The following is a 17503-nucleotide window of genomic DNA, read 5'->3' as shown; positions in this document are numbered from 1 at the left end:
CGCTCAGTTCGGTGACGCACATTGTCTGCAGTGATGGGCACCCCGGCTGCATACGGCGCTTATCGCCGGCACTGGGTGCGCCATCGCACGTTGACACAGACCCGCGTAGGCTACCCTCGCCGCACCCATCACATCTACCACAGACAAAGGACTTTCATGGCCGAGACAATGCCGCTGCCGGCGCAGCGCCCACCGGGGCCGCGCCGCAGCAAGAAGAAGATCGGCCTGTGGATCCTTGCCGTGCTGATCGCGCTGCCCGTCATCGCCATCATCGTCATTGCGACCTTCGACTGGAACCGCGCCCGGCCGTGGATCAATAACAAGGTCAGCGACGCCATCGATCGCCCGTTTGCCATCCAGGGCGACCTGACTGTGTCGTGGGAGCGTCCCGCAGCGCGGATAGCGCCGGCCGAGCGCACGTGGCGCGACCACATCCCGTGGCCCTACCTCGTGGCGCGCAACACCACGATCGGCAATCCGGCCGGCATGGCGGCCGGGAACATGGCCAGCGTCGGCCAGTTTTCCTTCTCGCTCGATCCGCTCGCGCTGCTGGACAAGCGGATCGGCATTCCGCTGCTGCGCTTCGACGCGCCCCGCGTCGACCTGCTGCGCACAAATGCTGCCACGAATAACTGGACCTTCCAGCGCAACGAGCAACCGTCGCGCTGGAATCTCGACCTCGAGCGCGTCGTGCTGACCGACGGCGTCATCCACGTCAAGGATGCGGTCACCAAGGCCGATGTCACGGCCCGGGTGCGCACGCTCGAGCGCGATCCGGTCTATGGCGTGGCGTTCACGCTCGACGGAACCTACAACGGCGCCAAAGTGGGCGGCGGGGGCAAGCTCGGCTCGGTGTTTTCGCTGAAGGACGCCACCGCGCCCTACCCGATCCAGGGTGAGTTCAAATCGGGCAAGACGCGCATCGCCATTGCCGGCACCGTTACCAATCCGGCCCGGCTCGCCGCGCTGGACGTGCAACTCGAACTGGCCGGCGCCAGCATGGCGCGCCTGTATCAATTTACCGGCGTGCTATTGCCGGAAACGCCGGCGTTTTCCACGTCGGGCCGCCTGACCGGCCGCCTGGCCAAGGGTGCCAGCCGCTGGGTCTACGACGGCTTTGCCGGCAAGGTGGGCGCGAGCGATATCGGCGGGCGCCTCGAGTACGCGACCGGTGGCGCGCGTCCGGTGTTGTCAGGCAATGTGCGCTCGCGCCAGCTCGTGTTTGCCGATCTGGCGCCACTCGTCGGCGCCGATTCGAACGCCAGCAAGGCGGCGCGCGGCGTCGAGACGAAGCAGCCGAGCGGCAAGGTATTGCCAGTGGAAGAATTCCACACCGAACGCTGGACAGCGCTGGATGCCGACGTGCGCTTTGCCGCCGACAATATCGTGCGTGACAAGGCGCTGCCGATCAGTAAGCTCAGCAGCCACATCAAGATGGACAACGGTGTGCTCCGGCTCGACCCACTCGAATTCGGCATGGCCGGCGGCACCGTGCGCACCACCATTCGCCTCGATGGCAGCGGGCGCAGCGGCAAGAACGCCATCAAGGCGATGGCGGACGTTCGGGCCCGCAAGATCGGCATCAAGCAATTGTTCCCGAAGATCGAGCAGATGCAGGCAACCGCTGGCCAGATCAATGCAGACGCCAAGCTGTCGGCCACCGGCAATTCGGTCGCATCGCTGCTGGCCACATCCAATGGCGAACTCAAGGCGCTCGTCAGCGAAGGCACGGTAAGCAAGATGCTGCTGGAAATGGCCGGCTTGAACGTGGCGAACATCGTCGTCACCAAGCTGTTCGGCGACAAGCAGGTTGAACTCAACTGCGTGGCGGCCGACTTTGCCGTCCAGGATGGCGTCGCGCGCACGCGCAGCTTCATCGTCGACACCGAGGAAGCCATCATCACCGTCGACGGCGCCATCAACCTGGCGGGCGAGCAGATGGAACTGCGTATCCGGCCCGAAACCAAGGCGCTGCGCATCTTTTCGCTGCGCGCGCCACTGTATGTGCGCGGCCCGTTCAGCAAGCCGGACGTGGCCATCGACAAGGGTGTGCTGGCAATGAAAGCAGGCGGCGCCGCCGCACTGGCTGTCGTCGCCGCGCCACTGGCTGCCCTGCTCCCGTTGATCAATACGGGGCCCGGTGAAGACAGCGATTGCGCGCGCCTGTTGGCGCAGGCACGCCAGGCGCCCAGTGCGCCGCCACCGGGTCGACGCCAACGTCGATGAAATAGCCTCACGGATACAACCTGTAACAACCTGGCACGGGCTCTGTGTGTTGCCGAACAGATCAATTTGGCAATCCTGACTATGATCACGCTCAGGTCATCAAGAAAAGAAACACCCGCATGAACGGATCGAGCATCAAGCGTTTTGGCAGCATCCCCGTTTTACTGGCCGCACTGGCTGGTGGAGCACTGACGGGATGCACGTCCGGATTACCCGGTTTCGGCAAGGTCGAAGCGGTCCAGGACGATGTCATCACTGCCGGGGTGCATAGCGCCATCAGGCGTGATCCCGACCTGAAAGTGTCCGATCTGGATGTCAATACGCACCAAGGCATTGTCCGGCTGCAGGGATTCGTCTCTTCGGCCGACAGCGTCGCCGCAGCGGCTTCGGCCGCGCGAACCGTCAACGGCGTGAAATCGGTCAGGAATGACCTGCGCCTGAAATAACCCCATCAAAGGAGAACTTCATGAAACTCATCAAAAACCTGGTAGTGACGGCAACCCTGGCGACCGCCGCTTTCGGTATGGTCGGCTGCTCGAACATGTCGAAGCAAGACCGTAACACCGCAGTCGGCGCTGGCGCCGGTGCTGTGATCGGTGGCGTCCTGACCGGCGGCAGCGCAGTCGGCACCGTTGGCGGCGCAGCTGTCGGCGGCGTGGTCGGCAACCAAGTCAAGACCACCAATTGATTTCCGTTCGCTGGCAGCAATGCCAGCGAACTCTTAGTGAACAGTTAGTGAATGCAAAACGCCCGGCTTGCCGGGCGTTTTGCATTGGGAGACGCGCTACGCCCTGGCTAACTCAGACGGTATCGGTGGCCGGCGCAGCCCCCGCTTCGCGCACGATCTGGTAGCAGGTGCATGCCGCTGCCGCCAGGCGCTCCGGGTCGAGGATCTCGATATTGCCCCGACTGTAATTGATCAGGCCCTGCTGCTGCAACGCGCTGGCCGCCTTGGTCACGCCAACCCGGCGCACACCCAGTGCATGCGCGAGAAACTCGTGCGTCAGGTGGAATTTATCCGATTGCAGACGGTCGCGCGTGACGAGCAGCGACCGGGCCAGGCGCGCTTCGAGCACGTGGAAACGGCTGCACACGGCGATCTGGATCGCCTGGGCCAGCAAGGAATCGGTGTACCGGTACAGCACGCGCTGCAACGCGGGATTGCGCGAGACTTCGAGGCGAAAGCGGCCGCCTTCCATCCGGCTCGCGCTACCGGCGCGCTGAACAACGGCGCGCACTTGCGTGATGTCGTGGCCCAGCGCCGTGGTGGCGCCGAGCATGCCTTCCCGCCCGACCTGACCGACCTCGAGCGTCATGCGCCCTTCGGCCACGCCCAGCAACGACACCAGGCAATCGTGGGGGAAATAGATATGAAGAATGGGATCGCCCGCTTCGCACAAGACCTGGCCAGCTTCCACCCTGACCTCATCGAGCTGCGGCAGCATCTGGGCGAGATCGTGCGGGGGAAGTGCTGCGAGTAACAAATTACTGTTGGGCTCGAAGACAGGCGGGTGGACGGCAGAATTCATTATTTCCTCACAGGTTGGTACGTGGGCCAGCCGGGACCGCTACGACCAGTTACATTTACAAACAATGTGATGGAGCCTAATCGCACAGGGTGCGCAGGTATGTACGGTGACGCACGGAAGCATTAGTTGTTCCTGAGGACAATCATCGGACATCCGGCTTAATGCCTATACGAAAGGAACAAAAGATGACAACCCCTCCAACCATGCCGGTCAAGAACCGCACCCACCCGCTGCTGCTCCTGGCCGCCGCCGCTGTCGTGCTGTTCTCGCTGGTCGGCACCGCCGCCATCATGGGCTGGCTGCCATCGTCGGTCGGCGGCACGGCCAACCGTCAGCTGACCGAAGCCGATCGCCTAGCGCTCGCCTCGACCCTGCCACAAGGTGCGCCACCGCCTGGCTACGCCTACCCTGCCGATGCCCAGGCGCCAGCGCAAGCCTATGCCCCTGCGCCGGTTCCCGTACCTGCACCGGCACCTGTCAAACAAGCTGCGCCTGTGACGCAGATCAAGGAAAGCGAGCCGACCCAGTTGGCAGCAAAGAGCAACTGGTGTGAAAACTGCGGCAACGTGGAATCGGTGCGCGCAATCAAGCAACGTGCCGAAGGCAGTGGCCTGGGCGCAGCCGGTGGCGCCGTCCTTGGCGGCTTGCTGGGTAACCAGATCGGTGGCGGCAATGGCAAGACGCTGGCCACCGCGGCGGGCGCCATCGGCGGTGCTGTCGTGGGCAACCAGGTCGAAGGCAATGTGAAGGCAACGACCAGCTATGAAATCCGGGTGCGCCTGGATGACGGCACGCTGCGTACCTTCCACCAGACCAGCCAGCCACAATGGGGCAGCGGCGACCGCGTACGCATCGTCAAGGGCCGTCTGCGCTCGGTGGCATAAGCAAGAATCAGCTTCTTTTATGCAGCAACACCAATGGCCGGGATCGCGCAAGCATCCCGGCCAAATTTTTTCCTAATTGCAATGTGTGCCATCGCACGGAATTATTGATGAGCTAAGGCGACAATTGTTCCCATGCTGAATCGATTGGCGAACAGCATTCATCAGGGAGCCGCGCATGAACACATTAACCTGGATCGGCATCATCATTTGGGGAATGGTACTGACTCTTTTCGGCCTGCTGTCGGCCGGCCCGGCGCCTGCCGTGCAAGGGCTGGTAGAAGCGCATGACGTGCTGTTCCTGATCGCTGGCGGCCTGTTGACGTGTCTGATCGGCTTTACTGGCCTGATCGGGATGATGGGCTGGATCCCTGGCGTGCAAAAACAAAAAAGTTGCGTTTAATGTACGCCATCGTACGGTAGTCGCTTTCAGGAAACAACATACTGGTCACACAGCGCAACCGGCGCACCCCTTCTAGGAGATTCATCATGCTGTACACAATTGCTGTCGTCCTCGTTATCCTCTGGCTGCTCGGCTTGGTCACTTCGTACACCATCGGCGGTTTCATCCACATCCTGCTCGTCGTCGCCGTCATCATGATCCTGGTTCGCCTGATCAGCGGTCGCGGTATATAGTATTTTTATGGCAAGTCTCTGCTTGTCGTAAAATTCAATCCGTTTCGCGGTCGCGCCTTTTGATGGTGTGACAGCGAAACGGATTTCTTACTTTTAAGGAGTTCCACCATGAACAAAAACTTCATCAAAACCACCGCAGCAGTTGCCATCGTCGTCATGACGGCCACCGGTTGCGCAGACATGACCGGCACCCAGCGCGGTACCGCAACCGGCGCCGGCATTGGCGCGGGCCTCGGCGGCCTGATCGGCGGCACGACCAGCGGCGGTGGCGGCGGCCGTGTGGCAGGCGGCGCAGCGATTGGCGCAGCAGCCGGCGCCGTGATCGGCAATATCTGGTCCAAGCGCATGGAACAGCAAAAACAAGCCATGGAACAAGCGACCCAGGGCACCGGCGTGCAAGTCACCCAGACCTCGGATAACCGCCTGAAGCTGGAAATCCCGAGCGACATCTCGTTCGACACGGGCCGCTCGGACATCAAGGGCAACTTCCAGCCAGTGCTGCAGCGCTTCGCTTCGACGCTGCAAGAGAACCCAAACACCAACGTCGTGATCATCGGCCACACCGACAGCACCGGCAGCGACAGCATCAACCAGCCATTGTCGGTCGACCGCGCATCGCGCACCCGCGACTACCTGGCAGGCCGCGGCGTGAACCCGAACCGCATCACCATCGAAGGCCGCGGTTCGCGCGAGCCAATCGCCTCGAACAACGACAACGCAGGCAAGGCGCGTAACCGCCGCGTCGAGATCTATGTCGCGGAACCAGCACGCGGCTAATCGCCACGTAGGGTAGCAATACAAAAGGCCGGCAAATGCCGGCCTTTTGTATTGCTGTAGGGTGGACGCGGCCGGCGAGGCGGGTTTCCCCGTCCACGCGTTCAAACTGCCTTCGCATACCTCGGAGCAGGATCAGTTTGAACGCGTGGACGGCGCAGCCGTCCACCCTACGCATTCGCACCAATGATTACGCGGCCTGCGTGAACGCCATATACAGTTCGCGCGCCTGGCTTGCGACCGGCCCGACTTCCAGCACGTGGTCTTCATAGCGGGTGCATGGCGTGACCTTGCCATAGTTACCGGTGCTGAAGATTTCACGCGCCGTGCGCAGCTCGGCTTCGTCGACCGTGCGTTCTTCGACCTCGATGCCGACACCGGCCAGCAGCGCCATCACGCGCGCACGCGTAATGCCCGCGAGGAACGTGCCATTCAAGCGGGGCGTGACCACTTTGCCGTCGGCCGTGACCAGGAACAGGTTCGAGGCGCCAAATTCGGCGACATGGCCTTCGCCGTCAAGCATGATCGCCTGCTCGAAGCCGCGCGCCTTCACTTCGCGCATGGCGCGGGTCGAGTTGGCGTACAGGGCCGATGCCTTGGCATCCGTCGGCGCCATGCTCGGCTGGGGCCGGCGCATCGTCGACAGGCCGGCCGAAAACCCGACGAACGGCGGCAGCGGCGCATCGAACAGCGTCAGCGCGAACTGGCTTTTCTCGGCAACCGGAATCAGGAAGCCTTCCGTGCCAAACACCAGCGGGCGCACATACAGCTCGGCATCCGGCGCAAACTTCGCGACGCCTTCGTGCACCAGCGCTTCCATCTCGTCCACGCTCAGGGGGCAGGCCAGGCCCAGTTTCTCGGCGGAGCTGATCACGCGCTCGAGGTGTGGCCGCAGGTCGGGCAGCTTGCCGGCAAGCGAACGCGCGCCATCGAAAACGGACGAACCCAGCCACAGGCTGTGGTCCATCGCGCCATACAAGGGCACATTGCCCTCGGCCCATTGGCCGTTGAAATACGTGAGGTACATGGTTTCCTTCGTCACTGCAACATTGCAAATCCAGTCCAGTGTAGCGGGATTGCCCTGCCCTCGTCCAGCCGCCAGCACCGGCAGTTCGGGCACTAAAAGTGCCATGCGGACATTTCCACAACGTTACTGTTCGTTGCCACACCATCCAGGCCGGGCGCCTCGCGTACACTGAGGCTTTCCAGTATCAATTTTTTTCATGCTTTCTACGCTCGAACGAATCGACCCCAACAGTGACAACATCGACCTGCTGGTTGAGTTGGTGTGCCATCTGCGCCCGCGCCAGCGCTGGGTGTGGCAAACCGTGGACGATCCGGCCCAGTCCGTGCGGACGCTGACCCAGCTTCTCAAGGGCAATCCCGACCAGGCCTGGGCGCTGCGCCGCTACATCACCACGCTGCTCGAAAAGCGCCGCCACACCAGCCTGTACAGTGACATCGGCATCCTGTCGAACGATGGTTTCGTCACCGAGCTGAAAAGCCGCATCACGTACCGTTTCCTGCCGCCGGCACTGGAAGACCTGTACCTGTCCGATGCACTCGACCAGGTGCTGTACCGCCAGGACGATTACGAATGGATTCGCGCAGTGCCCGACACCGACTGGATGGCGCTGTTCCATGTGATCGAAAGCGCGCCGGTCCCGGCCGACGCGAACCCTGGCCGCGCGCGCGTCGTCACGCTCAAGGGCTTGCTCGATGCAATCCGCACGCTGTCGTGCCGCGTCTGCGCGCTGGGTCTGGAGCCGCGCCTGGTGCACAGCTACAGCCAGATCGAGAACTTCGACTCACCGTTCCTGATGCAGAACATCGAGGTCAACCGTTACCTCGATGAATATGCGCGCTACCTGAACGGCGACATCCCGCGTCCGGACGATGCGCGCCACCTGCTCGTGATGCTCGACCAGTGCGAAGACGTGGTGCTCAAGATCCGCCGCCTGGCGCTGAGCAGCGGCACCAGCATCGCCCTGACCTACCTGCTGGTCGCGCTGCAGCAAAGTATCGACCGCCTGCAAAAGCTGCTGTTCCTGGTGGACGTGCCCGAGGTTGCCACGGACACCGACACGGCGGCTGACACAGAGGCTGCAACCCAGGGCGTGCTGAGCGCCATGGCAGCCGGCACGCCGCAGCTGGCCGGCGCGGCCGCATCGGCCGTCACGCTGACGCCGCAAGGCAATGTCGCCGTCGTGGCGGACCAGCCGCCGCTCGTACTGACGGCGCGCGAGCGCGCCGTGATCGAGCTGGCCGAAGAACTCATCGAAGCGCACAACACCAAGTACCAGGTGACGAACCTGGTGCGCGACAACGTCGACCTGCTGGCGCGCAATGTCACCGAAAACGCCAGCCGCACAGGCGAGCACTACATCGCCGAAGACCGCAAGGGCTTGCGCAAGATGCTGTGGTCGTCGTCCGGTGCCGGCTTCATCGTCGGCTTCATGGCACTGTTCAAGATTCTGCTGGGCTATCTGCACTCGCCGCCGCTGGTCCAGGCCTTTTTGTTCAGCATGAATTACTCGTTCGGCTTCGTGCTGATCCACATGCTGCACTTTACGGTGGCGACCAAGCAGCCGGCCATGACGGCCCAGCGCATCGCGGCTTCGCTGCACCGCTCGGCGACCGGGCGCGGCCTGGACGTCGACCGGCTCGCTGAGCTCGTCAACAAAGTGTTCCGCACCCAGATGGTGGCGGTGCTCGGCAACGTGCTGGTCGCGTTCCCGGTGGCCTGGGCCATTGCCGAGGGGGTGCGCTGGTACCGGGGCGAACATCTGGTGGACCCGATCAAGGCGCTGCACCTGCTCAACGAGATTGACCCCGTCAACAGCCCTGCCCTGTTCTATGCGGCGGTGGCCGGCGTCTGGCTGTTCGTGGCCGGCCTGGTATCGGGCTACTATGACAATAAGGCGCTGTACACCCGTATGGGCCAGCGCGTCCAGCAATTGCGCGGCCTGCGCACGCTACTGGGTCCGGCACGGCTCGCGCGCCTGGGCGCGTATGTCGAGAACAACCTGGGCGGTTTGATGGGTAACTTCTTCTTCGGCATTCTGCTGGGCACCACGGGCACCGTCGGCTTCCTGCTGGGCCTGCCGATCGACATTCGCCACATCACGTTCTCGGCCGCCAATTTCGCGACCGCGCTGGTGGCGCTTGACTACCAGATGACATTGCCGCAGATTCTCAACGCGACCGCTGGCGTCTTGATGATCGGTACGGTCAACCTGTTGGTCAGCTTCGGCCTGGCGCTGTGGGTTGCACTGCGCGCACGCAAGATCCGCTTCAAGCGCGGCATCCTCCTGGTGCAGGCACTGGGCCGCCGCTTTGCGTATTCGCCGGTGGAATTCTTCCTCGGCCCCAAGCACCGCCAACTGGCGCCCCCTGATGCAGAACCCGTACGAGGATCAAAATGATCAAACAGCGCTTCGCCGCCTGGTGTGCCATCGCCGCTCTTGCCTGCGCGGTGACGGCCTGCAAGTCACTGCCCGATGCCAGCACGATGACCGGAGCGCCCGGTCAGTCGACGCCGACGGTCACGACGCAGCATGGCGAACTCAAGCAGAAACAGGCGGCGGCGCTGCTCAAGCGGCGCTGGGCGCGCGCGTCGACCGATCTCAAGGGGTTGGCGGTGCTGGAAGAACAGGCCACCGGCGTGCCGATGATCGCCGGCAATGCCGTCACGCTGCTGTTCGACGGCCCGGCAACGATGCGCGCAATGATGGAAGCGGCGCGCGGGGCCAAGAAATCGATCAACCTGGAAACTTATATCTTTGACCATGACGAGATCGGCGGCCAGTTCGCCGAGATCCTGATGCAGAAACGCAGCGAAGGCGTCGTGGTCAATATCATGGTCGACGGGGTCGGCACGCTGGCCACACCGAAGGAATTCTTCGACCGGCTGCGCCAGGCCGGCGTAAACGTGCTGGTCTTCAATCCGGTGGACCCGACCAAGCGCCCCGGAAAATGGGCGCTGAACAACCGCGATCACCGCAAGATCATGATCGTCGACGGGCTCGTGGCTTTCACCGGCGGCATCAACATCAGCAGCACCTACGCGAACAGCTCGCTGTTCCGTTCCAAGAAGCGCCCGGACGACGTGAGCCAGGACAAGGTCGGCTGGCGCGACACGCACATCAAGATCCAGGGCCCTGCGGTCGGCGCGTTGCAGTGGGCATTCATCGATAACTGGGTGCACCAGGACGCCGGTGAATTACCGCAGATCGATTATTTCCCGCAACTGGCGCCTGCGGGCGACAAGGTGGTGCGCGTGCTGGCCACGTCGCCGGACCACGATTCGTCCATCTACAAGTCACTCGTTGTGGCCATCGGCGAATCGAAGAAATCGATCTACCTGACAGCCGCCTACTTCGTGCCGGACCGCCAGATCGTCGACGGCCTGATCGCCGCCGCCAAGCGCGGTGTGGACGTGCAGCTCGTGCTGCCCGGCGTGTCCGACCATGGCTTCATCCGGCATGCGGGTGAATCGTTCTACGAAGAGCTGCTCGCGGGCGGCGTGCGCATTCACCAGTTGCAAGTGGCGGTCCTGCACGCCAAGACCACGGTGATCGATGGCATGTGGTCCTCCATCGGCTCGGCCAATATCGACCGCCGCAGTTTCATCCACAACTATGAAGTCAATGTGGTCGTGCTGGACCCGGCCTTCGGGCGCGAGATGGAAGCCGCGTTCAAGGAAGACGTCGTCCATTCGAAAGAAATCAAGCTCGACGCGTGGAAACGGCGGCCATGGTCCGACCGCCTGCGCGAAGCGATGGCGCGCCTGACCGAATACTGGATCTGAGCGCGCCTGGTGGGGTCTTAGAGCCCCGCAGCCAGCATGCCGTCGGTGTGCGGCGACCAGACGCTGCCGGCCTGCATGAACTTTTCGGTATTGACCAGCTCAAACTTGCCGCCCACCGCATCCCAGCCGTAGCGGTCGATCTCGACCCGCTGCGCATCCACCCGCACCACATTGAATGAATTGACTTCGCCGCGCCCGCGCGTCGAGGTCGCCGTGCCGGCCTGGATCACCAGCGCCGCATACGCATCGATCTGGTAGCGCGCCGCCGTGCTGCCGGCGTGGCTGGCGTGCATGTGCCCGGCCATCAGGATATCGACGCCGGTTTCGGCAAACACTTCCATCGCCAGCGGAGCGCGCACGACCAGGTCGCGCTTTTCGAAGTGATCGGGCAAGTCGAACGGGTGGTGCGTGACCACGATGCGCGTGACGTCAGGGCTCAGGCCACTCAGGCGCTCGCGCAGTGCGGCTATCTGCTCGTGGCTGACGCGCCCGTCCTTGATCGTCAGCGAACGGGCCGTGTTGACGCCGACGACGGCGATCTCGTCGTCGATGAAGACCGGCTCGAGATCGTCGGTGATGTAGCGGCGATAGCGCGACAGCGGCCGGGCGAAACGGCGCAGCACGTTGTACAGCGAAATATCGTGGTTGCCCGGCACGACGATCTGCGGTCCGGGCAGCGAATCGAGAAACGCGCGCGCCTCTTCGAATTCTTCCACCTTGGCACGCTGGGTCAGGTCGCCCGAAATGACGACGACATCGGCCGCGATGCTGTGCACGAGCTCGCGCAACGGGCCGAGCAGGGCCTGGTCGACGCGGCCAAAGTGCAGGTCGGACAGGTGAACGAGAGTGCGCATCGAAAAACTCCTTACATTTCTTGGGGTGAGGCCGCGCCGGACTGGCGCCGTTCACGCGCCCTGCGGCGGCGATTGAGGGTAGCAGTGCCGCTGATGCAGATCGCGAGCCAGCCGCAGCCTTCCGTCAGTGCAGCGAGGATGTCGGTGAGATAGTGCGCGCCGAGATACATGCGCGAAAACGCCACGGTGCCAATCATCAGGGCCGCCAGCACGAAGGGCAGCACCCTGCCCGGCCATGTCCGGGCGCGGCGCGAGAAATAACAGGCCAGCACGCCATACAGCACGGTGGCGGCCATCGTGTGGCCGCTGGGGAAACTATAAGTGGTCAAGGTGACGATCGGCTCGTCGAAGTGCGGCCGGGCACGTTCGAACGTGTGCTTGAGCGCGACATTGAGCAGCATGCCACCCGGCACGCTGGCGATGACTGCCATCGTCCAGTAACGGTGACCGCTGCGATACAGCCACAGCGCCGCGCAGAACGCCATGACGAGGATGCCCGGCGTGCTGTGGATGTGGGTGATGAACAGGAGCACATCGCGCAACAGGCCACCCTGGCGCGCGTGCAGGTGCAGCCAGTTCGCGATCTCGGCGTCGAACTGGGTAATTGGCGCGCCAGCCACGACGGCGCCGGCAAGCTGGGCGAACACCGCCATCGCAGCGAGCAGCAGCGCCACGCCGATGGTCAGGTGCAGCCCGTATTCGCCCTCGGCAGAGAAGCGGTTGGCGGCAAAGCGCTGGAGGCGAGGCAGTGTTTTGGTCATGATGACGCGATTATGACTGACTTGGCGAAAATACCACACACAGCAAAAACTACTGTATGCCCGAACAGTAACTGTTGATTCATACAGTAGTTATGGTATTCTTACTTCACTGCATAACCACTCGATACGAGGAAACGAACATGACCACGCTCAATAGCTCTTTTGGTATGGAACACGCCCCGACCCCTTTCATGGTCCGCATTGGCCGTCGCGAAATCCTGGTGACCCGCGACTTCCGCAAGCGTTTCTACGCCGTGAATCCGGTCATCGAGTGCGATACGGGCGTTGAAGCCGGCCACGTTGAGATCCTGCTGTTCCGCCGCTGGCTGGTCATCCTGTCGAAGGCAAACTGAGCCGCACCTGTGCCGGCGCAGAAATCGTATAAGGTTGCTTGAATTTATTCGTTTTCTCTCTATAGCTCGAGACCGTACGCTACTGTCTCTAACCTATAGAAAGACATTCGATGCTTCGCAAAACCTTCATCAGCTCGCTGGCAGCCCTGACCCTTCTGGCGCACGCGCCGGCATTTGCCGCCGACATCAGCCTGCTCAACGTATCGTATGATCCGACGCGCGAGCTGTACCACGAGTTCGATGCGGCATTTGCCAAGCACTGGAAAGCAAAGACGGGCGATAACGTCACGATCAAGCAGTCGCACGGCGGCTCGGGCAAGCAGGCGCGCTCGGTGATCGACGGCCTGCAGGCCGACGTCGTCACCCTCGCGCTGGCGTACGACATCGACGCCATCCGCGACAAGGGCCTGATCAATCCGGGCTGGGAACAAAAACTCAAATACCGCAGCGCGCCGTACACGTCGACCATCGTGTTCCTGGTGCGCAAGGGCAATCCAAAACAGATCCGCGACTGGGGCGACCTCGTCAAGCCGGGCGTTTCGGTGATCACGCCGAATCCGAAGACATCTGGCGGCGCGCGCTGGAACCACCTGGCGGCCTACGGCTACGCGCTGCGCCAGCCGGGCGGCACCGACGCCAAAGCGCGTGATTACCTGGCGCGCCTGTACAAGAACGTGCCGGTACTCGATTCCGGCGCCCGCGGCGCCACCACGACCTTCGTCGAGCGTGGCATCGGCGACGTGCTGCTGGCCTGGGAAAACGAGGCGCTGCTGGCGCTGCGTGAACTCGGCCCGGACAAGTTCGAGATCGTCGCACCGTCGGTCAGCATCCTGGCCGAGCCGCCAGTGGCCGTGGTCGACAAGACCGTCGACAAGCGCGGCACGCGGCCGGTCGCGCAGGCTTACCTCGAATTTTTGTACGGCGACCAGGGCCAGGACATCATCGCCAAGAACTACTACCGCCCTTCGGTCGAGAAGTTCGCCAAGAAATACGCGTCGCAGTTCCCGCAGATTAAGCTGTTCCAGATCAGTGATTTCGGCGGCTGGACCGCGGCGCAGAAAACCCACTTTGCCGATGGCGGTTTGTTCGATCAGATTTACTCCAAGAAATAACCTGTCGCCTACCCGCGCCTGCGCCCGCGCAGTTCTCGTAAAACGCCGTTCCCGCATCGTGTGGGAACGGCGTTTTTCGTTATCGGGCGACTGCCTGCCCCGTCACGTCACCCGCGCGCCACGTTTTCTCTTGAAATATCACTATGCAACACGAAGTGATCATTTCACTAACACCTTCCTCGACCAAATCAAAGAAAAAAGGATCATCCATGTCAGTCAAACTGAAGAAAATCAATGAGCAAGTCATCGTCATCACGGGCGCCACCAGCGGCATCGGCCTGACCACGGCGCGCATGGCTGCTGAACGTGGCGCCAAGCTGGTGCTGGCGGCACGCGCCGACGACGCCCTCGCCCACCTGGCTGAAGAACTGACCACGAACGGCGCCGAGGTCGTCACCGTCACGGCGGACGTGGGCAATATCGACGATGTGGCGCGCATTGGCGACGCCGCCATCGAACGCTTCGGCCGTATCGACACCTGGATCAACAATGCGGGTATCTCGATCTTTGGCCGGATGGAAGATGTGGCGCCCGAAGACCACCACCGCCTGTTCCAGACCAACTTCTGGGGTGTAGTCAATGGCTCGATGGAAGCAGTCAAGCGCATGAAGCTGCGCGGCGGCGGCGCGCTGATCAACCTGGGCAGCGAACTGTCGGACCATGCGATTCCGCTGCAAGGGATGTACGCGGCGTCCAAGCACGCCGTGAAGGGCTTCACGGATGCGCTGCGCATCGAACTGGACAAGGAAGGCGCACCGATGTCGGTCACGCTGATCAAGCCGACCGGGATCGACACCATGTTTGCAGTGCACGCGAAAAACTATATGGACAAGGAACCGAAGCTGCCAGCACCAGTCTACGCGCCAGAAATCGTTGCTGATGCGATCTTGTATGCAGCCCAGCATCCGAAGCGCGACGTGTTCGTCGGCGGTGCGGCCAAGATGAATTCGACGGGCGCGCGCCTGCTGCCGCGTGTGTTCGATAAATTCCTGCAGGCGACGATGTTCGTGAACCAGAAGCTGGACGTCGACACCGACCCAAGCCGGCGCGACGCCCTGCACAAGCCTGACTACACGCGTGAACTGCGTGAGCGCCAGGGCTCGCCACATCACGTCATCGAGCACAGCGAATACACGGCGGCAGCGCTGCGCTCGAAATATATCAACGCTGCCCTATTGGGCAGCGGCGCGCTGTTAGCGGCTTACGTCCTGACCCGGCGGAAGACTCGTTAAGAAGTCAGTGTCATCCTCGGTCAGTGGCAGATCGGGGATCGACTCGATGCGGTCGGTGTCGATGTCGGCGCCATCCCTGACAACCGCATCGCGCCCGGCTGCGGCGCGTTCACCCGTGCCGCTGCGGTCGCTGTCGCCCGAGAAATCGGCGTCGCCGACATCTGGACCGGCCGTTTCACCTGCATGACCGGCTTCGAGGTCGGACGTGGTGCCGCCGTCGAAGTCGAGCGTCTGCTCAGGATCGATATTGCTGGCAAAGCCAGGGCCGCCCACGACATCGCTGCCGGTGTCCGACAAGTCGCTCGGGCCGAGTGCGTCGACGCCATGGCCCTTGCCCAGGCTGCGGTCTGGTGCTTCAGGGAAGTTATCCGGATCAAGTGTGCTGGTGCCAGTCATAAGGTCTCCTCAATAGTTAATGAACCATGGAGACACATTACTGAATTTTGCCGATTCCTGTCGCAACGCAGGGCCGGCGCGCGAACGGGCACGCTGTGATCAGAACGCGCGCCGCATCCCGACGTTGAGCGACGAGCCGTTGCCCGGCTTGACGCCCAGATTCACACCGGCCAGATGCTGGATACGCGAGTACGCAGCGTAGAAATCCATGCGGCGCGAGACAGCGTAGCTGGCGCCGACGGCGACCTGGCGCGCATCGCGGTTGGAGAGGTCGCGGTCGTTGCGCCGGATGTAGGAGGCCAGCAGCGTGGTCGAGTGGCTCATGGGCACGGCCACACCGGCCAGCACATCGCGGCTGTTGGTGGAACGCGTGGCGGCCACGCCCGCACTGTAGGGATTATCGGGATTGAACAGCGGCGAGCTGCCCCAGCCGCGGCTGGCACTGTAGGCGGCGTACGCCGTGCCCCAGTCGAAGCGCATATTGGCGGCAACGATGGAATTCTTGGCGGCCATGGTGATATCGACCTGGTCGTAGCGCGTGACCTTGGCCACGTTGCGGTTCTGATGGGCCGCGCGAATCGTCAGTGGCCCGAGATTGACGCCAACCGACATGCCCCAGGCGCGGCCCGAGGGCGAACCGTCGACGTCGCCCTTGCCCCACTTGGCGCCGGTCGACACACCGGCAAGCTTGCCTTCGTAAGCGACGCTGTCGTCAGCACGTTCGCCACGTGGCGCAGCCTGGGCGGCCAGACCACCGTGGAACGGGTCGCCCACGTCATTGAGCGTCGTGTAGTCGATATTGAATTGCCGGCCGACGGTCAGCGTACCGGCGCCGACGCGGCCGGTGGCTGGCTCGGGCTCGGCGGCAGACTCGCGGGTGAAGATGGCATTGCCGGCGGGCGCATTCACGCCATCGGCGCGCGTGCCCAACTGGAGCTGGGCCAGACACTCATGCGCGCACACGGTTTCAGGGATCGCAACATTGCTGGCGCCACTTGCGGTGGCCACCGATTCCTGCGCCGAAGCACACACCGCACTCGAACCCAGCACGGCCATAGCGATGAAAGACATTTTCATGGCGTCACACTCTCCCTGACACCTACTATCCGCGAAATGCCGCGAATCCATCTGTCTATTACTTCACATTACTTTACAGAAGCGTCTGCTTCTGCTCCGGCACTGTGCAGCAGATGCAATCGATCATACTCTACCGGCGCAGCTCCGCAAAGCCTGCTGGCTCCCATTCGCGCAGTGCAAGCAGCAAGCCGGTACCACGCCGCTGCGCCAGCGGCGCGGCCAGGCTTTCGTCGTGCAATTGGGCAAAGCGGCTGCGCAACTGGCGCAGCTCGTGCTGCAGCTTGGCGCGCGCGCTCTCGGTCAGCATGCCATGCGCAAAATCGAGCGACTCGCCCACCCCGCCGAACGCGCCGGCCACGAATTCGGGCAAGCCCTGCTCGCGAAAGTACGCCCGGATCGGCCCGTCAGGCAACCAGTCGAAATCGCGCGCTACGTTCACACGGATGCGGTTGCCGGGCAAGAGCGAAATCAGTTGCAGGCGGTCGAGATGCAGCAGGTGCTGCACGCATTGCGCTTCGGTCAGGGCATAGGCGCCAAGGATGTCGAGCATGCGCCAGTGGTTCAGCGCGCAGACGGCGACCAGCAGCAGCTTCGGATCCGACACCAGCTCGGCTTCCTGTCCGGCGCTGAGCGTACGCAGGCGGCGCTGGCCGGCCTGGGCTTCCTGCGTGATCTCGGCCAGCGTGAAGCCGAGCAGGCTGCAGATTTCGACGATGCGGTCGAGGGTGAATTGCTCGCTGGCGAACAGGCGCTTGACACTCGGCTCGGACAAGTCGAGCGCAACGGCAACGTCACGGTAGGTCAGCCCCTGCAATTTCAGCTGACGCTTGATGGTGGCGATGATCTGACTGATCTGGTTCAT

The 17503-nt window shown here is 62.9% G+C and carries 19 protein-coding genes; 12 read left to right on the top strand and 7 right to left on the bottom strand.

The genetic code is table 11. The features are described from left to right. Nucleotides 1-156 precede the first annotated feature (156 nt). The 3 genes from HD842_RS02835 (at nucleotide 157) to HD842_RS02825 (ending at nucleotide 2914) form a co-directional block, all read left to right on the top strand. Nucleotides 157-2226 carry an AsmA family protein gene (locus HD842_RS02835; RefSeq protein WP_229424568.1) on the top strand — a complete coding sequence of 690 codons (2070 nt, stop codon included), beginning with the start codon at nucleotides 157-159 and terminating at the stop codon, nucleotides 2224-2226. A 119-nt stretch (nucleotides 2227-2345) separates the two neighbouring features. Then, nucleotides 2346-2672 carry a BON domain-containing protein gene (locus tag HD842_RS02830; RefSeq protein ID WP_183550663.1) on the top strand — a complete coding sequence of 109 codons (327 nt, stop codon included), beginning with the start codon at nucleotides 2346-2348 and terminating at the stop codon, nucleotides 2670-2672. Nucleotides 2673-2692: 20 nt separating this feature from the next. After that, the gene (locus tag HD842_RS02825; RefSeq protein WP_183550660.1) at nucleotides 2693-2914 is read left to right on the top strand and encodes a glycine zipper 2TM domain-containing protein; all 222 of its coding nucleotides are present in this window, start codon (nucleotides 2693-2695) and stop codon (nucleotides 2912-2914) included. A gap of 112 nt (nucleotides 2915-3026) precedes the next feature. On the opposite strand, the gene HD842_RS02820 is transcribed toward HD842_RS02825, so the two are convergent. After that, nucleotides 3027-3755, bottom strand: coding sequence for a Crp/Fnr family transcriptional regulator (locus tag HD842_RS02820; protein WP_183550656.1), 729 nt, complete (start codon nucleotides 3753-3755; stop codon nucleotides 3027-3029). A gap of 185 nt (nucleotides 3756-3940) precedes the next feature. On the opposite strand from HD842_RS02820, the gene HD842_RS02815 reads away from it, so the two are divergent. The 4 genes from HD842_RS02815 (at nucleotide 3941) to HD842_RS02800 (ending at nucleotide 6049) form a co-directional block, all read left to right on the top strand. Further along, nucleotides 3941-4639 carry a glycine zipper 2TM domain-containing protein gene (locus HD842_RS02815; protein WP_183550654.1) on the top strand — a complete coding sequence of 233 codons (699 nt, stop codon included), beginning with the start codon at nucleotides 3941-3943 and terminating at the stop codon, nucleotides 4637-4639. A 175-nt stretch (nucleotides 4640-4814) separates the two neighbouring features. Next, a complete protein-coding gene (locus HD842_RS02810; protein WP_183550651.1) occupies nucleotides 4815-5039 on the top strand; it encodes a hypothetical protein in 225 nt (74 codons plus the stop codon). Between the two features lie 86 nt (nucleotides 5040-5125). Continuing rightward, nucleotides 5126-5272 carry a lmo0937 family membrane protein gene (locus tag HD842_RS02805; RefSeq protein WP_005671362.1) on the top strand — a complete coding sequence of 49 codons (147 nt, stop codon included), beginning with the start codon at nucleotides 5126-5128 and terminating at the stop codon, nucleotides 5270-5272. 108 nt (nucleotides 5273-5380) lie between these two features. After that, on the top strand, nucleotides 5381-6049 hold the full coding sequence (locus HD842_RS02800) for an OmpA family protein (RefSeq protein ID WP_183550648.1): 669 nt from the start codon (nucleotides 5381-5383) through the stop codon (nucleotides 6047-6049). A gap of 187 nt (nucleotides 6050-6236) precedes the next feature. Here HD842_RS02800 and HD842_RS02795 read toward each other — a convergent pair whose 3' ends face one another. After that, a complete protein-coding gene (locus HD842_RS02795; protein ID WP_183553540.1) occupies nucleotides 6237-7073 on the bottom strand; it encodes a branched-chain amino acid aminotransferase in 837 nt (278 codons plus the stop codon). Nucleotides 7074-7269: 196 nt separating this feature from the next. Here HD842_RS02795 and HD842_RS02790 point away from each other — a divergent pair, with 196 nt between their 5' ends. Further along, on the top strand, nucleotides 7270-9471 hold the full coding sequence (locus HD842_RS02790) for a site-specific recombinase (protein WP_183550645.1): 2202 nt from the start codon (nucleotides 7270-7272) through the stop codon (nucleotides 9469-9471). After that, entirely contained in the window at nucleotides 9468-10856 is a 1389-nt protein-coding gene (gene cls / locus HD842_RS02785) for a cardiolipin synthase (RefSeq protein WP_183550642.1), read from the top strand. Before HD842_RS02790 ends, cls begins: the two co-directional genes overlap by 4 nt. 17 nt (nucleotides 10857-10873) lie before the next feature. Here the strand turns inward: cls and HD842_RS02780 are convergent, their stop codons facing one another. Together HD842_RS02780 and HD842_RS02775 are read right to left on the bottom strand one after the other, a co-directional pair. After that, complete coding sequence (locus tag HD842_RS02780) at nucleotides 10874-11710, bottom strand: metallophosphoesterase family protein (RefSeq protein WP_183550639.1); 837 nt, start codon at nucleotides 11708-11710, stop codon at nucleotides 10874-10876. Between the two features lie 11 nt (nucleotides 11711-11721). Next, nucleotides 11722-12471, bottom strand: coding sequence for a phosphatase PAP2 family protein (locus tag HD842_RS02775; protein WP_183550636.1), 750 nt, complete (start codon nucleotides 12469-12471; stop codon nucleotides 11722-11724). A gap of 140 nt (nucleotides 12472-12611) precedes the next feature. On the opposite strand from HD842_RS02775, the gene HD842_RS02770 reads away from it, so the two are divergent. The 3 genes from HD842_RS02770 (at nucleotide 12612) to HD842_RS02760 (ending at nucleotide 15168) form a co-directional block, all read left to right on the top strand. Next, nucleotides 12612-12824, top strand: coding sequence for a hypothetical protein (locus HD842_RS02770; protein WP_183550633.1), 213 nt, complete (start codon nucleotides 12612-12614; stop codon nucleotides 12822-12824). Nucleotides 12825-12934: 110 nt separating this feature from the next. After that, nucleotides 12935-13936, top strand: a complete 1002-nt coding sequence (locus HD842_RS02765) for a sulfate ABC transporter substrate-binding protein (RefSeq protein WP_183550629.1) — start codon at nucleotides 12935-12937, stop codon at nucleotides 13934-13936. A 209-nt stretch (nucleotides 13937-14145) separates the two neighbouring features. Beyond that, nucleotides 14146-15168, top strand: a complete 1023-nt coding sequence (locus tag HD842_RS02760; RefSeq protein ID WP_183550626.1) for an SDR family oxidoreductase — start codon at nucleotides 14146-14148, stop codon at nucleotides 15166-15168. Here HD842_RS02760 and HD842_RS02755 read toward each other — a convergent pair. The 3 genes from HD842_RS02755 to HD842_RS02745 form a co-directional block, all read right to left on the bottom strand. Further along, nucleotides 15130-15564: a hypothetical protein gene (locus HD842_RS02755; protein WP_183550623.1), complete on the bottom strand. Its 435-nt coding sequence runs from the start codon at nucleotides 15562-15564 to the stop codon at nucleotides 15130-15132. The genes HD842_RS02760 and HD842_RS02755 overlap by 39 nt on opposite strands. Nucleotides 15565-15663: 99 nt before the next feature. Next, entirely contained in the window at nucleotides 15664-16641 is a 978-nt protein-coding gene (locus HD842_RS02750; RefSeq protein ID WP_183550620.1) for a porin, read from the bottom strand. A 130-nt stretch (nucleotides 16642-16771) separates the two neighbouring features. Then, on the bottom strand, nucleotides 16772-17503 hold the full coding sequence (locus HD842_RS02745; protein ID WP_183550617.1) for a helix-turn-helix domain-containing protein: 732 nt from the start codon (nucleotides 17501-17503) through the stop codon (nucleotides 16772-16774).

Origin of the sequence: Massilia aurea, assembly GCF_014200505.1 — a bacterium.
In the GTDB taxonomy this organism is placed as follows: domain Bacteria; phylum Pseudomonadota; class Gammaproteobacteria; order Burkholderiales; family Burkholderiaceae_D; genus Telluria; species Telluria aurea_B.
This window is presented reverse-complemented; position numbering and strand designations above follow the sequence as displayed.

Coding starts and splice junctions, on each gene's coding strand:
- HD842_RS02830 (WP_183550663.1), top strand. CDS start 2,346: ATGAACGGATCGAGCATCAAGCGTTTTGGCAGCATCCCCGTTTTACTG.
- HD842_RS02820 (WP_183550656.1), bottom strand. CDS start 3,755: ATGAATTCTGCCGTCCACCCGCCTGTCTTCGAGCCCAACAGTAATTTG.
- HD842_RS02745 (WP_183550617.1), bottom strand. CDS start 17,503: ATGAACCAGATCAGTCAGATCATCGCCACCATCAAGCGTCAGCTGAAA.
- HD842_RS02770 (WP_183550633.1), top strand. CDS start 12,612: ATGACCACGCTCAATAGCTCTTTTGGTATGGAACACGCCCCGACCCCT.
- HD842_RS02835 (WP_229424568.1), top strand. CDS start 157: ATGGCCGAGACAATGCCGCTGCCGGCGCAGCGCCCACCGGGGCCGCGC.
- HD842_RS02775 (WP_183550636.1), bottom strand. CDS start 12,471: ATGACCAAAACACTGCCTCGCCTCCAGCGCTTTGCCGCCAACCGCTTC.
- HD842_RS02800 (WP_183550648.1), top strand. CDS start 5,381: ATGAACAAAAACTTCATCAAAACCACCGCAGCAGTTGCCATCGTCGTC.
- cls (WP_183550642.1), top strand. CDS start 9,468: ATGATCAAACAGCGCTTCGCCGCCTGGTGTGCCATCGCCGCTCTTGCC.
- HD842_RS02825 (WP_183550660.1), top strand. CDS start 2,693: ATGAAACTCATCAAAAACCTGGTAGTGACGGCAACCCTGGCGACCGCC.
- HD842_RS02805 (WP_005671362.1), top strand. CDS start 5,126: ATGCTGTACACAATTGCTGTCGTCCTCGTTATCCTCTGGCTGCTCGGC.
- HD842_RS02765 (WP_183550629.1), top strand. CDS start 12,935: ATGCTTCGCAAAACCTTCATCAGCTCGCTGGCAGCCCTGACCCTTCTG.
- HD842_RS02810 (WP_183550651.1), top strand. CDS start 4,815: ATGAACACATTAACCTGGATCGGCATCATCATTTGGGGAATGGTACTG.
- HD842_RS02795 (WP_183553540.1), bottom strand. CDS start 7,073: ATGTACCTCACGTATTTCAACGGCCAATGGGCCGAGGGCAATGTGCCC.
- HD842_RS02780 (WP_183550639.1), bottom strand. CDS start 11,710: ATGCGCACTCTCGTTCACCTGTCCGACCTGCACTTTGGCCGCGTCGAC.
- HD842_RS02755 (WP_183550623.1), bottom strand. CDS start 15,564: ATGACTGGCACCAGCACACTTGATCCGGATAACTTCCCTGAAGCACCA.
- HD842_RS02750 (WP_183550620.1), bottom strand. CDS start 16,641: ATGAAAATGTCTTTCATCGCTATGGCCGTGCTGGGTTCGAGTGCGGTG.
- HD842_RS02815 (WP_183550654.1), top strand. CDS start 3,941: ATGACAACCCCTCCAACCATGCCGGTCAAGAACCGCACCCACCCGCTG.
- HD842_RS02790 (WP_183550645.1), top strand. CDS start 7,270: ATGCTTTCTACGCTCGAACGAATCGACCCCAACAGTGACAACATCGAC.
- HD842_RS02760 (WP_183550626.1), top strand. CDS start 14,146: ATGTCAGTCAAACTGAAGAAAATCAATGAGCAAGTCATCGTCATCACG.